This window comes from Alteribacter natronophilus (assembly GCF_006007885.1).
In the GTDB taxonomy this organism is placed as follows: domain Bacteria; phylum Bacillota; class Bacilli; order Bacillales; family Salisediminibacteriaceae; genus Alteribacter; species Alteribacter natronophilus.
This window is the reverse complement of the sequence record NZ_VCRO01000005.1, coordinates 169345-183800: the sequence shown is the minus strand read 5'-3', so window position 1 is coordinate 183800 and position 14456 is coordinate 169345. Positions and strand designations below refer to the sequence as shown.

General features: G+C 50.1%; 14 protein-coding genes. 13 read left to right on the top strand and 1 reads right to left on the bottom strand.

Going from position 1 to position 14456, the window contains the following annotated elements; genetic code table 11:
* Positions 1–28 precede the first annotated feature (28 nt).
* Positions 29–2497 (bottom strand): cation:proton antiporter, encoded by a 2469-nt coding sequence (locus FGB90_RS16010; RefSeq protein WP_138811864.1) that lies wholly within the window; start codon positions 2495–2497, stop codon positions 29–31.
* Between the two features lie 809 nt (positions 2498–3306).
* Here FGB90_RS16010 and FGB90_RS16005 point away from each other — a divergent pair.
* From FGB90_RS16005 to FGB90_RS15945, 13 genes are all read left to right on the top strand, one after another.
* Positions 3307–3684 carry a DUF192 domain-containing protein gene (locus tag FGB90_RS16005; protein WP_171051877.1) on the top strand — a complete coding sequence of 126 codons (378 nt, stop codon included), beginning with the start codon at positions 3307–3309 and terminating at the stop codon, positions 3682–3684.
* On the top strand, positions 3681–4388 hold the full coding sequence (locus FGB90_RS16000; protein ID WP_138811862.1) for a hypothetical protein: 708 nt from the start codon (positions 3681–3683) through the stop codon (positions 4386–4388). The genes FGB90_RS16005 and FGB90_RS16000 overlap by 4 nt, the downstream gene beginning before the upstream one ends.
* Positions 4385–5137, top strand: a complete 753-nt coding sequence (locus FGB90_RS15995; RefSeq protein ID WP_138811861.1) for a hypothetical protein — start codon at positions 4385–4387, stop codon at positions 5135–5137. Before FGB90_RS16000 ends, FGB90_RS15995 begins: the two co-directional genes overlap by 4 nt.
* A 31-nt stretch (positions 5138–5168) precedes the next feature.
* Complete coding sequence (gene cpaB, locus FGB90_RS15990) at positions 5169–5885, top strand: Flp pilus assembly protein CpaB (RefSeq protein WP_138811860.1); 717 nt, start codon at positions 5169–5171, stop codon at positions 5883–5885.
* A gap of 25 nt (positions 5886–5910) precedes the next feature.
* Positions 5911–7173, top strand: a complete 1263-nt coding sequence (locus tag FGB90_RS15985; RefSeq protein ID WP_171051876.1) for a CpaE/TadZ family protein — start codon at positions 5911–5913, stop codon at positions 7171–7173.
* Positions 7170–8558, top strand: a complete 1389-nt coding sequence (locus FGB90_RS15980) for a TadA family conjugal transfer-associated ATPase (protein ID WP_138811858.1) — start codon at positions 7170–7172, stop codon at positions 8556–8558. Before FGB90_RS15985 ends, FGB90_RS15980 begins: the two co-directional genes overlap by 4 nt.
* Entirely contained in the window at positions 8555–9469 is a 915-nt protein-coding gene (locus FGB90_RS15975; RefSeq protein WP_138811857.1) for a type II secretion system F family protein, read from the top strand. The genes FGB90_RS15980 and FGB90_RS15975 overlap by 4 nt, the downstream gene beginning before the upstream one ends.
* A 9-nt stretch (positions 9470–9478) precedes the next feature.
* Positions 9479–10360 (top strand): type II secretion system F family protein, encoded by an 882-nt coding sequence (locus FGB90_RS15970; RefSeq protein WP_138811856.1) that lies wholly within the window; start codon positions 9479–9481, stop codon positions 10358–10360.
* Between the two features lie 32 nt (positions 10361–10392).
* Positions 10393–12498: an ICP22 family protein gene (locus tag FGB90_RS15965; RefSeq protein WP_138811855.1), complete on the top strand. Its 2106-nt coding sequence runs from the start codon at positions 10393–10395 to the stop codon at positions 12496–12498.
* A gap of 14 nt (positions 12499–12512) precedes the next feature.
* Entirely contained in the window at positions 12513–13268 is a 756-nt protein-coding gene (locus tag FGB90_RS15960) for a hypothetical protein (RefSeq protein ID WP_138811854.1), read from the top strand.
* Between the two features lie 21 nt (positions 13269–13289).
* A complete protein-coding gene (locus tag FGB90_RS15955) occupies positions 13290–13457 on the top strand; it encodes a Flp family type IVb pilin (protein ID WP_138811853.1) in 168 nt (55 codons plus the stop codon).
* 163 nt (positions 13458–13620) lie between these two features.
* The gene (locus FGB90_RS15950) at positions 13621–14028 is read left to right on the top strand and encodes a TadE/TadG family type IV pilus assembly protein (RefSeq protein ID WP_138811852.1); all 408 of its coding nucleotides are present in this window, start codon (positions 13621–13623) and stop codon (positions 14026–14028) included.
* Positions 14029–14039: 11 nt separating this feature from the next.
* Positions 14040–14447, top strand: a complete 408-nt coding sequence (locus tag FGB90_RS15945; protein ID WP_138811851.1) for a pilus assembly protein TadG-related protein — start codon at positions 14040–14042, stop codon at positions 14445–14447.
* Positions 14448–14456: the final 9 nt, after the last annotated feature.

The window sequence follows — 14456 nt, the reverse complement described above, 5'->3', positions numbered from 1 at the left end:
CGCCCATTAACCTTTGTGTGCCTGCCGGCTATCCTGTTTGTGTCCGGGCCCCATGGCTGTTTGTCCCCTGCTGGCGCTGGTGGATCCGGTAATCGGCAGCAAGCTTTTTAAGAGCGTCACCGGCCTTTGTATACGACTCTTCGTCTCTGAGTCTAAGGTAATGTGCGCCTGCAGTGTGGACGATCTCGATCTTGCCTTTGCCCTTCAGCTCAAAGCTTTTAATCTCTGAAGCTTTCGTTTCCCTGCCGCCAAAATAGATGGAACTGGCGGTAATGCGCAGTTTCCACGCATGAATCCAGGGACGGATAAAAGTCAGGTAAAGAAACAGGCCTATTGAAGCGGTGAGAAGAGTCAGGGCATATTCAGGGAGACTGCCCGTAAACAAATAACTTATAAGCATCACGCCTGCAACTCCGGTGCCGAGAAAAAAACAGCTGATCCCGGAGCTGTATCTGTACACCCGGTCTTTTTCAAAGTAAATGTCTTCTTTCCATTCTCCCCTGTTGATGGAGCGATAAAGTCTGTCCCTGTTCCCGCTGATCTGCCTTTTTTTTGCGGCAAAACAGAGGGAAGCGGCTTCTGCTGTAAGAATAAATCCGGCAAAAAACAGGAGGGGCTGGGTATTCTGGATGAGCGTGATCCAGAACAGGGCAGGCATCAGAACGATCCAGCATAATGTTCCTCCCCACCCAAACAGGCTTCGCTGTTTTTTATCCTTCGATGAAAAGCGGGGCGCCTCCATTTCCCGGTGATCAAGCCAGTGATTCTCAAAGTGAACATCAGGCAGATCCTTAACAGTAAGCCGGTTATGTAGTTTTCGGCCGTATTCGGTGTACTGGTTCATCGCCCTGTGATAATCTGTCAGTTCCTTTGCAGCGGACTCAAACAGGGTTCGTACTTCAGGATCGGGGACCGGTTCACGCTGAAGCCGGTTGAGTGTTTTCTCGTGTTCGAGTAAAAACGAAATGCGTTCCTGGTACAGGGACAGGCAGTCCTGAAAGACCGTCAGGAAAGCACCGTAGTCTGTTTCTTCAAGCTTCTTCTTTTCAGTTACAGAGGAGATAGTTCCTTTAAGGGCTTTGGTAAGACTGTGAAAGCGGTCGTTTTTACCGGCAAGCCTGTTCAGTTCCAAAACGAGACGGGACATTCGTTCCGGATCTTCCGCCCACTTCCATTCGCCCCGGCTATCCGGATCCTCGGCATCGTAAGTGGTTACAGTGCCGGCCGGCTTAACGGCCGAAGCGTCTTCCAGCGAGTACATAAGCGATCGGGCGATGGAAAGATAAGTGAATCGCCGATAGATTTCCTTTGCAGGCGCTTCTTCTATTACTGGTTCTTTTTCGGAATCAAGAATGCTGAATCTCACAAGGTGACTGTCCGGCTCACGGTCACCGAGCACATAATACCAGGTTTCGTTCCACTCAACCGGCATGGAAACGACTGGAGAAAACTCGGGAGCTCTGTAGCGTTTCCACCGGCTTTTCATTTTTTCATCCGGAAACTGATAAAGGATTTTATACAGCCCGTTGAAAGCCTCCTGCAGGCCGGCAGCGTCGGCTGAATTGTTATCCTCTTCTTCATCAGCCTTCCTGTCTAAGGCCGGAGCTCGCTTGTCTTTCCCGGTGGCAGGAGAAGCTGCCAGGTGAGTACCGGTCCCGCTTTCTTCGTCCCGCTCGACTTCCTCTTTTTTCTCGTCATTATCCAGTCTGTCAAAGAACGACAACCGGTTCTCATTCCGGTCAAAATACGAATCTCCGGTGTAATCGAGGACTGATGATGAAGGTTCGGGTTTATTGCCTGACGAGACACCTTCTTTTTTGGCACTGTCCTGTTCCCGGGGGGAGGCTGCATTCTCTCCAGCGCGGTCCGTTTCCTGAGCAGAAGAATGATAGTGTTCAGCAGGATTTGTCTCTCGTTCACGGTTCACAGTCTGCTCCTCTTCTTTCGATTCATCTGCTGTCACTGGCTGATCGTCTTTCCCGGCTTCTGCTGCAGCAGCCTGGGAATCAGTTTTATTCAGGATCTCTGCAAAATTAACCGGTTCTGCTGCTGTTATTTCATCTCCGTCTGATTCCAGAGGCTTAACAAAACGCCTGCCGATAGCGATGAAGGGCATAGTGGAAGCAAATACAAGAACTGTAAAGATAATCACCACATAGGAGGCATTTGGTGTGGACAGCCAGATGGAAAAATAAAGAACAGCAGCCCCCATCAGCATACCCTGACTGTACGTTTTCTTCTTTGGATGCTGCCGTACACTGAAATAAATCCAGCAGACCCAGGAGATAAAAAAGATCAGAAAACCGAGCACAAGTACTCCTGATTCGAAGTCATAGAATCGCCAGGCAGCAATCCCCAGGGTGGAGGCAAGCAAATAGCTGCTGTATAAAAAGTCCTTCCTGAATTCCTTCCAGTCTTTCTTTCCGGCAGCGGAGAATGCGAGATAAATAGACATGCCAGTGAATAAAGCGAAAACCACCAAAAGTACCGTAACCATGAATATCAGCTCCGTCAGCAAATAGAGTATGCAGTTATTATAGTCCATTTGGAAGAAGTCCGGTTTCAGTCACAGTAAACAGACTTGAATTCGCTTTTTTTTAACAAAAAATGCAGGACTTCTATCTCAGGGAAATCTGAAGCGAGAGGTGTAAATGGATGGTTTTGGGGAAACAGGCGTTTCATATGAAAAAAACAATGCCCGGAAGTGGTCAATATTATTCGACATTTTCATATAGGTATTTGTACATGAGAGAATCGCGTGTATAAACCTTTTGTATACACAATTTTACAATAAAACCAACTGATTAACGTCTTTATATGTATAGGTTTTTTCAACGAGGCGGAGTTTTCTAAACTCAATATTTTTTTAGTGTCTTTCTGACTACAGTTTTAAGTATGGTTATTTTTAGTGAGTATGTGACCAGGTCAATAATCCCTGCTCATGTCGAATGATGTTTGCAATTCATTTCATGAGACCTAAAACATGAAGAAAAAAGTGAGAAAATCAATTTTCATGTCATTAGAAAGAACTGCTGTCACTGGAAGAAAAGCGCAATGTACCGTCATTTTCCCGGAAAGAAACTTATTAAAACCTGAATGGGACTAATTTCCTGTTTGTCGTTTGGAGATTACATGTGAACATATTGTGAACAGAAAGTGGGTAAGGGAACTGTGACATAAGTCCCCTTTTTTGGATTTGAACAAACTTTCCAATGGTACTACACTGTGAGACATTAAATAAGGCAAAACCACTGGCATGACAATGTTTGTGGGAAGTGAAGATCATTCGGCGGGAGGATGTGCACGATGCTCGTTAACAGTAACACTCACAAAGTTATTGTACAGAAAATGGAAAAGGCCGATTCCTTTTTATCCAGGCATGCAGGACTGATTGGACAGAGATCGTTCAGCGGCAGAGCTCTGATCATTGAAAACTGCAATCAGGTTCACACCTTTTTCATGCGCTTTCCTATCGATGTCCTTTTCCTGGACCAGAAACAGACGGTAGTAGGAAAAACATCCTGCCTTCAACCATGGAGAGTATCGCCGAAAATAAGGGGAGCCTCCAGTGTAATCGAGGCAGAGGCGGGATCTTTCTCCGATGACATTGTCAGTCCAGGTGACCGGATTACTGTTACGGAATTCCAAAATATAACTAAAATTAACAGGGAGGGCTCTATATGACAGATACCGCACAGACACTTGATTCAAAAGACGTTCCAACGAATAAGACAGAGAGTTCCTACTGGAAAAGAGCATTCTCGGTGCTCCCTGCTGCGCTGCCGCTCATGCTCGTTATTTACGCTCTTTACACTCTTGCGTACAGCAGCTTTCTCACGCCCGGAATAGGAGAGGTGGCGGAGTCACTGATTCTGACGATTGCATCCTTCGTATTTCTGGCACTGAATGGCTTTCTGTTTGCCTTCGTGTACGGGGCTGACCGGAGCAGGGAAGGAATCATGGGAAAAATGAAGGATGGCATTGCCGCAGTAAAGGACAATTTCGGTGCCCTTCTGTCCACGTCGGTTCTTTTCCTTTTACTCACGGTAATCGGAATGACCTTTCTGTTTATACCGGGAATTCTGGCAGTTATTTTCTTCTACCTGTTTCCCTACACAGTAGTGGAGCAGAAGAAAAGAAACTTTGAAGCTCTAAAGGAAAGTGCCCGGCTTGTCAGACACGGTTTTTTCAGGGTCACAGCCTGGATTCTCGTGTTCTACGCGGCCTTCCTGTTTGCGGCAGTGACTGTTGCGATGCTTGTTCCGGAATACGGTGAAAGATTCGGGGATGTCATCGGAGGCGCAGTCGTTCTCCCGTTTGAAGCGCTATTATTCTATTTTCTTTACAAAAAACTGAGGCAGAAACGGGAGGAGGTTAAGCCGGCATGATGATTCATTCGCACGCCCTTCAGCCGAGACCGGCTGGAGACGTCCTCTCGGAAGGTGTCAGGCTCGGGGCAGCTACTTACCGGTGGTACTCCCCGCTGTTTTACCTTCTGACCATTCTCTACTTTATGGGGCTGCATTTCACTGCGGCTGCGCTCGGTGACGGGACGCTTTACGCAACGATTGTTATGAGTTTTGGCAATATTTTTTATTCTTTTATCCTTTTTGCCTATGTTGCTCTCCTGGTGCTTGTCCCGGAAGATACGGCAAATAAAGACCGGCGGCGGATGGTGCGCAGGCCGATGCTGAAACTTACCGCCCCGATCCTGGGGGCGGCGGTCCTGTTTTTTGTCCTCTTTGCAGGAGGAACGATGCTCTTTATCATCCCGGGACTGATCGCGTTTATCTTTTTCCTGCTGTTCCCGCAGGTGATCGCGATTGAAAGCAAAACCCCGTTTGCATCGCTGAAGCGGAGCGCAGTTCTCATTAAAGGCTCTTTTTTCAAGGCAGCCGGGCTGTATCTTATCTTCCTTGCTGCTCAGGCGATTGCGGCGGTCATGATCGCCATGTATCTGCCGTTAACCGATTTTTATATCAGTGCCCTGGCAGGAGCCGCCGTCCATCTGCTGATCGTCCCGTTTCAGGCGGCAGTGATGACAATGCTCTATATGGACACAAGAGCTGACCATGAGGCGTTTGATGCAGCTGTCCTGAACTACGAGGCCAAAAGGCTGTTCAGAACAGACAAGTAACCGAATTGCAGGAAATCAGGAGGAGACGGACATGATCGGAAAAATCAGCTGGCGGGTTGTCATCATTCTGGCAAGTGCCGCCATGATTGCCTTTTTCACATATTCCTATTTAAACAGTTTACAGGACACAGCCACCGTATACGTATACTCCCAGGACATCCCGGTCCGGGGTGAAATTACCGAGGACCACATTGAGGAAGTGGAGGTGCAGATGCAGGCGGCAGAAGCACTCGCCGGTGGAAACATCTCCTCCCCTGCGCAGGTGGCAGGCGCCATCGCTTTAAGGGAAATCGATGCGGGGACGATCGTCCGCCTCGATGAACGGGACATGGTGTTCCCGGAAGAACGTCAGATGTATCTCCAGGCTTCGGGCGGTTTGGACCTTTCAGCTTTTGTGCCTATGGATATGCGCCTTGTGACGGTTGCCCTGCCGCCGGAAGCGGTGGTGGACAACTCTCTTAAACCGAACGACTGGGTGGACGTGATCTACACATGGAACGACCCGGCGGAAACATCCATGGTGCATACGGAAACGATTCTTCAGCAGATCGAGGTGTTCAAAGTGGAAAGGCTCAGCCTGGATTCGGATATGGGCAAGGAAGGGATCTCGCAGCATGTGACCCTTCTCGTTACGCCCCAGCAGGCTGTGGAACTGACCCACGCCAAACGTAACGGCAACATCGATCTGACACTGAACCCGTGGAACGGAGAACAGGAAGAGACGAACCGGGTGAACAATAACCGGTAAACACTGCGCATGAAGGAGAATGGCCATGAGTACAGAGCTTGCATCGAAAGAACAGATACAGGAGCGGATCAGCGTCGTCACATGCGGGCTGGACGGGACATTTTTATCCCAGCTGCGCGACTATACAGAGGAAAACCTCGATTTCATCCGGATGGATCGGGACTTCTCCTCTCTTAAAGAGCTGACCGCTCATCTTAATACGCAACATGCGGAAATTGCCTTTGTCCACATTTCAGAGTTTACGAGCTTTGAGGAAGAGCAGCAGGCATTGTCCGAGACGGCTCTTGCCAAGCTGATGGTTGTGACAGACAAGCTGGAACCGTTCAGGGCAGCTCCGGAGCTGCTGGAGCCTTTTGCGGAGCTTGTATATCACCGTACGCCGGTCAGGGTCGTAACAGAGCGGATGCTTACGTTTGAAACAAAGAAGAACCTGCGTCTCTACACCCAGGTACATCCCGAATCCCATAAAAAAGGCCAGAAGAAAACGGTGCTCGTCTATTCGGCCAAAGGCGGCGTGGGAAAAACGACAGTGGCGATCAACCTTGGGCTGCAGCTGGCGAAGAAGGATAAAAAGGTGCTTCTCGTTGACTTTGCCACTTTCGGCAATGTGGCGGTTTCCTTAAATCTACCCCGCAGCGTCCGGGGAATGTCCGAAGCAGTCGGACTGCTCGATCAGCCGGGACGGGAAAACGAAGAGCTTGAGCGGCGCCTGGGGGAGGCAGTCTATACACTGTCATTTCAGGGGAAAAAGCTGGACGTGCTGGCGGCCGCCTCCGCCATGCGGATGACAAGCCTGAACCTGGAAAAAACCGATGATCTGCTCGCAGCCATTCAGCGCCTCGATTACGACACGGTGGTGGTCGATACATCTTCGGACCTGTCGGAGAAAAACATTTCCCTTATGAGCGGGGCGACCGATCTGCTGTTTGTCAGCACAACCGATATTGCGGCAAGTTCGTCGCTTCTCTCCACCATCGAACTGGTGGACACGCTGAACCGGCCCCTGCAGAACCGGCATCTCGTGATCAACCACTACAACGATTCACTCGGTTTTCCCATTTCAGAGCTCGAGTCGATCCTTTCCATGGAAGTCTCAGTGGTGATCCCGGATAAATACGAACAGATACAGGGTTACACAAACAGAGGGGTTCTTCTCGCCGAAAAGCCCGGTCTAAGACTGAACCGGTTTTACCGGCGGGCAGCAAACCTCATCGATCCGGTTTTCACCGACAAGGAGCTTGGAATCCGGAAAAAACTCTTTTCAGGGAAGGGGAAGAAGCGTAAATGAGTATCGAAGAAGCGATCAAACGAAAACTCTATACCGCTGAAGACGAAGACAATCCCTACGCCCGGTCCGTACACCAGGATGAGAGAGTCGAAGAGTTAAAGAAAACCGTCCGTGAGCACATCATGAAGGAGACGAGCCGGAACAAGCAGCTGCTGCTCCAGAAACAGGCGCTTCACTCGGCAATCTGGCACTACCTTGAAAAAGAGTCGGAAACAAAGTTCCGTGAACTGCTTCTCACGAATGAGGAAAAACGCAACATAGCGGAGGAAATCCGCCAGCAGATGGTCGGTTTCGGAATTATCGACCCTCTCGTAAAACGGGCGGACATTACAGAAATCATGATCAACGGCACCGATCAGGTGTTCATTGAAAAAAACGGGCAGATACAGCTTGCCTATGACGAGGACGGGGATCCTCTCCGTTTCGGATCCGAGGACGAACTGCTCAACCTGATTGAAAAGATCGTAGCCCCGATCAACCGGAAAGTCGACGAAAGCGATCCAATCGTGGATGCCCGTCTTCCGGACGGTTCACGGGTTAACGTCGTAATCCGCCCTGTATCTCTGGAAGGTCCGATCGTCACGATCCGGAAGTTCCCCGAAAACCCCTATCCGATGGAGAAGCTCATCGAGTTCGGGGCGCTGGACGAGGAAATTGCCGATTTTCTCTACCACCTTGTCCAGGCGAAATACAACGTCGTCATCAGCGGGGGGACAGGCTCCGGTAAAACAACGTTTCTCAATGCACTCAGCATGTACATCCCCGGCAGTGAGCGGATCATCACGGTCGAGGACTCTGCGGAGCTCAAGCTTACCCAGGTCGCAAACCTGGTCCGCCTCGAAACAAGGCCCGCCAACATCGAAGGAAAAGGGGAAATCCCCATGCGTGAACTTGTGAGAACCGCACTAAGGATGCGTCCCGACAGAATCGTTGTCGGTGAGGTCCGTGGCGGAGAGGCGCTGGATATGCTTCAGGCGATGAACACCGGTCACGATGGCTCCCTGACAACGGGGCACGCCAACTCCGCTTCGGATATGCTTTCACGTCTGGAAACGATGGTGCTCATGTCGGGACTGGAGCTTCCGATTCCGGCAATACGGCGCCAGATCGCTTCGGCGGTGGAGTTCATTGTCCATCTCGGGCGGATGCGGGATGGGTCGAGAAAGGTGCTCCAGATCACCGAGGTTCGGGAACTTCAGAATGGTGAAATTGAAACAGCTGATCTGTTCACATGGAAAATGGATGCAGAAGCAAGTACGAACGACCAGCTGGTGGGACGCCTTGAAGCGACCGGCCGGACGATGAGCCAGCCGGGGAAGTGGGAAGCTGCGGGATTTAAGTCTCCCGAAATCCGTGGTGTGCCGATTTTGGAGGAATACCCATGACCGGTACGTGGACACTGATCGGACTCGGGGCCTCCTTTTTCATCCTGATCGCAGCGTTTGTGGACCTTCTCTCCCTGACAGTAAAGCGTCGCCTTCCTGTAAAGCGGGGAATCGCAGAACGCTGGCGGAAACGAGGGGTTGGGGCAAATGAGGCTGCAGTTCCGTCGGAGGGAAAAATAACCAGGGAAAAACGGACAGCGGTCGAAGTGATCGGCACAGTCGTTCTCGGATTCGCCCTTTTCCTTGGAGGACTTGTCTTTTTCCGAAGCGCACTCTTTGCGCTACTGTTCTCGCTTCTGGCTCTCTTCTATCCCCGCTTTCGCAGGAAAGCACTGAGCGACAAGCGGAAAAAGATTTTTATTACTCAGTTCCGGGACGCGATGAATTCGATTTCAAACTCCCTGCGGGCAGGCGCCTCTCTTCAGGTGGCCCTGAAACGGTGTGAAAGTGATCTTACAAAAGAGCTCATCACCCAGAAGGATAAGCCGGTACTCGAGGAAATTACGGGCATCAACCACGACATCGAATTCGGAATGTCCATCGACCAGGCGCTTCGGCAGTTCAAGGAAAAAATGCAGCTTGAGGACGTGGATCAGTTCGTGGATGCAATCCTTGTGACGCGGGCAAAAGGGGGAAACCTGACCCAGGTCACCCGGAACACCGCAGAGCGGATTTCGGATAAGATCGCCATTCAGCAGGAAATTCAGCTCGGAACAGCCCAGAAGCGGGCGGAAGCGAAGGTGCTCACCATTTTCCCGGTTGTTATGGCGCTTCTCCTGATGCTGACAAACCCAACGTACATGCAGCCCATGTACGAATCGTTTATCGGAAACTTCTTTCTCTTCCTGGCAGGGCTCATGCTCGTAGCCAACTACGTAATCGGAAGGAAAGTCACAAATATAGATTTGTAGGTGAGAACAGTGGAAATCCTAATCGCCTTTCTGGTATTTATTCTGATCTCGGCTCTGCTCTTTCCTTCCAGGGCAGTGAGAGCCATGATGATGCGCAAAAGGCTCCTCGCCCCGGCAGAAGGAGAGCGTGTGAAACGAAAAGGCATTCTCGAATCCGCCACACCTGCTGTTACAGCCGGCATGACGCTGTTAAACGTCCGCATCAGTCACGAACGGCGTGAAGAAATCGCAGGGCGGCTGCAGCGGGCCGGCTACGAGGAAAAAATGAGCGTGGATCACTTCTATACGTTCAAAGTCCTCTGTGCCCTGGCAGGGGGCGGGTACTTCGCCATTCTCGGGCTGAACAACCCGGCGATGTTTTTTCTTGCACTGGTTACGCCTTTGCTGGCATTCGGACTTCCTGATTTCTGGCTGAAACAGCGGATGAAATCGAGACAGGACCGGATTCGCAGAGAGCTTCCCTATATACTGAATTCCATTTCGATTTTATGTGATGCAGGTATGAACCTTTTTGCCTCCATCCGGGAAGTGGCCCAGACAAAAGACGGAGAGCTTCCAAAGGAGCTCGAACGGGTCATCAAACAGGTGGGGATGGGCGTCTCTCAGGCCCAGGCGCTTGAGAATATGTCCCTCCGCTGCCAGGTCGATGAAGTCAGCCGGTTTGTTTCCGCCGTCACCCAGACGATTGAGCGGGGAAGCGCAGGACTGACCGCTGTACTGAGACACCAGGCCGCCGAAGTATGGGAGTCCAGGAAAAAGAAAGCACAGCAGCTCGGTGAACAGGCATCTCTGAAACTCTTTTTCCCCCTTGTACTCCTTGCCTTTCCGGCCCTTGCTATTTTCATCCTCGGTCCGGTCGCCATGAACGTACTGGACTTTATCAGAGGATAGATCACTTTAGAGAGAAGGGAGGGATAATTCAAGTGAGATTTAAACACAGACGGAAATTTGCCTTAATGCTCGTGCTGATTCTTCTGCTTCAGCCGTTCGCCATGAGTGTATCGGTCCTGGTGGATCCGCCCGCTAAGACTTTGGCGGCAGAAGAGGAGGATGAGGAACGCTCCAGCCCGAGACCAGGCGTTTCCGGTGCCGATGACCGCAGCGGCAATTCCGGCGGCAGTGGCACAAATCCGGGTAGCGGAGGCAATGGTTCAGGACTTCCGCAGTTTGGGAATGGAGGCAGCGCCGATCCTGAAGGAGGCAGCCCCAATACCGAAGGAAACAGATCCAATCCCCAGGGAGGAGATCCTGACACAGAGGGTGGAAACCCTGATCCTGGAACAGGAAACCCTGATGCGGAAGGAAGCAATCCCAATTCTGATGGAGGAGACCCTGAGACAGGGGGAGGCAGCCCCGATCCTGGAACAGGAAACCCTGATGCGGAAGGAGGCAATCCCGGTTCCGATGGAGGAAATCCTGAGACAGGGGGAGGCAGCCCTGACCCTGGGACAGGAAACCCTGATACGGAAGGAGGCAATCCAGGTTCCGGTGGAGGAAATCCTGAGACAGGGGGAGGCGATCCTGATCCTGGAACAGGAAACCCTGATGCGGAAGGAAGCAATCCCGGTTCTGACGGGACTGATGCAACTGGTGAGGGCGTAAACGGTTCTCCGGGTTCTCAGGAAGGAAATGGGGAGACGGGGAACAGAAACCAGGAGTCAGAACGTAATTACCCTGGTCCTGATACTGAACAGGCTTCTGATTCGTCTGGTGTGAAGGATTACCTTCAGAATGCGGAAGTTGTAGATGAAGCAGTACAAAGGCGTAATCATGGGAAATGGCCGTTTGGGAAATCTTTCTACAAAGCTCTCGCGGGAAGTCTTGTTCAGTTTGATGATCCACACGATCAGGCACTATTCAATGCAGGACTGACGTCAGCTGCTCAGGTATCTATGGCGGGCAAGGAAGTACGTAATATTAATCAGTTTGTCGGAAACAGGACAACGATGCTGTCAATGCTTACTCCCAAGCCCTATATAAATACAGTTAATCATTTCGGGGCACACCTTCATGCAGGAAATAATGCACGTGCTGCTCACTACATGAATAACTTTAGGGTTTTTCAGGAGGCGAGGTACAGCCGTGAAGCTCGTCATGGAGTTACTGCAGCTAAAACAGCAGCTCCATTATTGTGGGCAGGTGAAAGGCTCGCCAGTGGAGGAAACAGGCTTGCCGGCTTTGCACAGAATGTAACTTCCAATGTTCTATCAAAGGTTGATCAAGGATTATGGCGTGCAGGAAAGTCGATGGCCGGCGTGAGTACTTCCTCAAGTTACCTGGATTTCAGAGTCGCAGAGTCACGTGAATCTTTATTCTCCTTCAGAGGAAACGCTACTAATCCAGCACAAAGATTCCTGGCTGCTACAGAACCTTTTACCAATGCTGTAAGGGATAGAGTCGGTAACGTATTCAGTGGTCTTTCCACTATAAGGGGGCATGCTGCAAGTGCAGTACAAAGTGCCGGGCAGGCAATGTCCAATGCCAGTTTATCCTCAGGTTTTTCAAATGCAGCCGATCGTTTGGGATCAGCTGTTTCTGGTTCAATAGACCGGGTAACAGGGCTTGGAAAAAGTTTCTCAAATAGCAGGATTGGAGAAGCCACAGCTGCTGTTGCAAAATCTCCGGTCGGTAGAGTTGCAGGAGGCTTACTTAATGGGTATGTGGCCTTCGAGGGTTACCAGGGGTTAACGGATTCAAGTGCCCACTGGATTGACCGGACAGCAGGAGCACTCGATTTAGCCAGTGGTACTTTAGGGCTTGCTGCTGCAGGTGCAGTCGTTTTCGGTGTAGCAACAGTTGCTGCTCCTGCGCTGGTTATTGGAGCTGCAGTTACAGGAGTAGTTGCTCTGGGGCTTACGTACCGGGAGGAAATAAAGCAGGCTGGCAGGTGGCTCGGGGAGCAGGGCAGTAAGTTTATATCTGATCCCGGAGGCTATGTCAGCGACACTGCTTCAAACGTTAAAGAATCGGTCGGGAATCTTTTCAGCAGCGGGAAAGAAACTGTTAGCGGCTGGTTCGGAGGCAGTTAGGAGAGGGGACTGAAATGAAAAAGACTTTTGTATTATCTGTTTTGGTACTGGCTGCCGGATGCGGCACCAGTACCCCCTCTTCAATGCCTGTTGACGAAGAATTAGAATCTGAAAATGTGTTAAATGAAAAAATGGCACACCGGCTTGAACAAAGAGGTTATGAAAGTGAATCAGTCATTCAGCAATCTGAAGAGGATGAAGAAACAGAAGAAGAGCTCGTATCTCCAGCAGAAATTTTATTTGAGACAGGAAACTGGAGTGAGGCTGTGCTCACTCTTTCAGAAGATGATTACGAGATTTATACAGAAGAGCAGCTTCAATACTTTTTCGAAGATAATTATGAAAGATTTCCACCACCTGAAGCTGGCAAATTTGATGCACTGGCCTCTGTGATATTCGAAGAGGAAGATGGTATTCTGCTGCTCGGTGTCTTGAGAAACGGAACAGATGAAGAGGTCTCGCAGGAGAGGCTGGTAAATTCAACGTTAAGTATAGTGGATGCAACTCAGTCCCGGTTAGGAAGGGTGGATTTCTCGGCTGAAGTCACAGTTGATCTCATTGAAAGTGGAGAGGCTGTTCCTTTTCGCGAATTTATACCCTATGAAAAGCTTCGTTATCCAGAGTTTCCTTTCAGTGAATTTCAATACTTCCTGACTTTTGAATTAGGTGAAGCGGAAGAGGAGGAAGAGGAGGAAGAGGAGGAAGAGGAAGAAACCGGAGAAGACGATGATGGTGAAGACGAAGACCAGGAAGATGAAGACGACGATTAAATCCAAACGGAGGGATTCTTTATGAAAAACATGTTTATGAACCTATGGAAAGATGAAAAAGGCCAGGCATTGAGTGAATATGGCGTGATTCTGGGGATTATTCTCGTAGCTGTGGTAGGTCTGCTTGTCACATTCAGCAGCCAGCTGGAAACGGTATTTCAGTCTATCATTGATGCTCTTAGTCTTTAATAGTTTAAGAGAGGGATCTAGTTTGTGAAAAAGAAGATCGCTGATTTTTGCGGATCCCTCTTAATATTTTTTTATATGTTGTTCATTTTCTCGGTGTGTTCGATTATTTCCGCACACACGGAGAAAGGGGTGCAATTGCGTTACCAAATGGGGAGTGTTAAGAATGAAAAAACGTATGCGAAGACTATTAAAAAACGAAGAGGGCCAGGCGGTTACTGAATTCGCCATTGTGCTTCCGGCACTGGTGATGCTGATCGTCGGAGGACTAATTCTTGGGATTGCAGCCTACAACCAGGTGGTTACCGTAACAGCTGCAAACCAGGGGGCACGACTTGGCGCTGCCTTAGCAGCAGATGAGGATGTTCCCATGCATATTGCTGTAAGCCGTGCGCGTGCTTCTGCTGAAAGTGCCCTATCCAGTACAACTGGACAGTGCAGCCCCGCAAGTGCAGGACCCAGTGGAGACAGCTTTATAGTTAATGTCTCCTGTCAGTATGCTCTCCCGATTCCTTTTATGAATAACAGTCCCCTGACCCTTCAGCACAGGGCAAGCTATCATATATTTGAGTGAGTGTGGTCAAAATGAAAAACGAAAAAGGGATGGTTGTTCCACTTGTAGCGGTATTACTCCCAGTATTTCTCGGCGTTGCCGGACTAATGGTGGACGTGGGCTTTATGGCCTCGAATTATTTCAGGCTTGCAAATGCTGTTGATGCTGCGGCCTATGCCTCTCTTGATGGCTATGACAGGGAAGTGTGGGAAGCAGACGGATCCATCGTGATCGATCCCCACGAGGCACAGCAGCTTGCTGACAGATACCTTCGGGAAAATATGAACGGGGCATCCATGACCAGTTTTCACGTGGATGACACATCCGTTACAATTGAAGCACAAGCAGACTCGCCGATATTTTTTATGCAGCTGTTTGGATTTTCAGATCAGCAGGTATCGGCTATGGCAGCAGCAGATTTATCAGACCCGAACGAGTAAAGGAGAGAC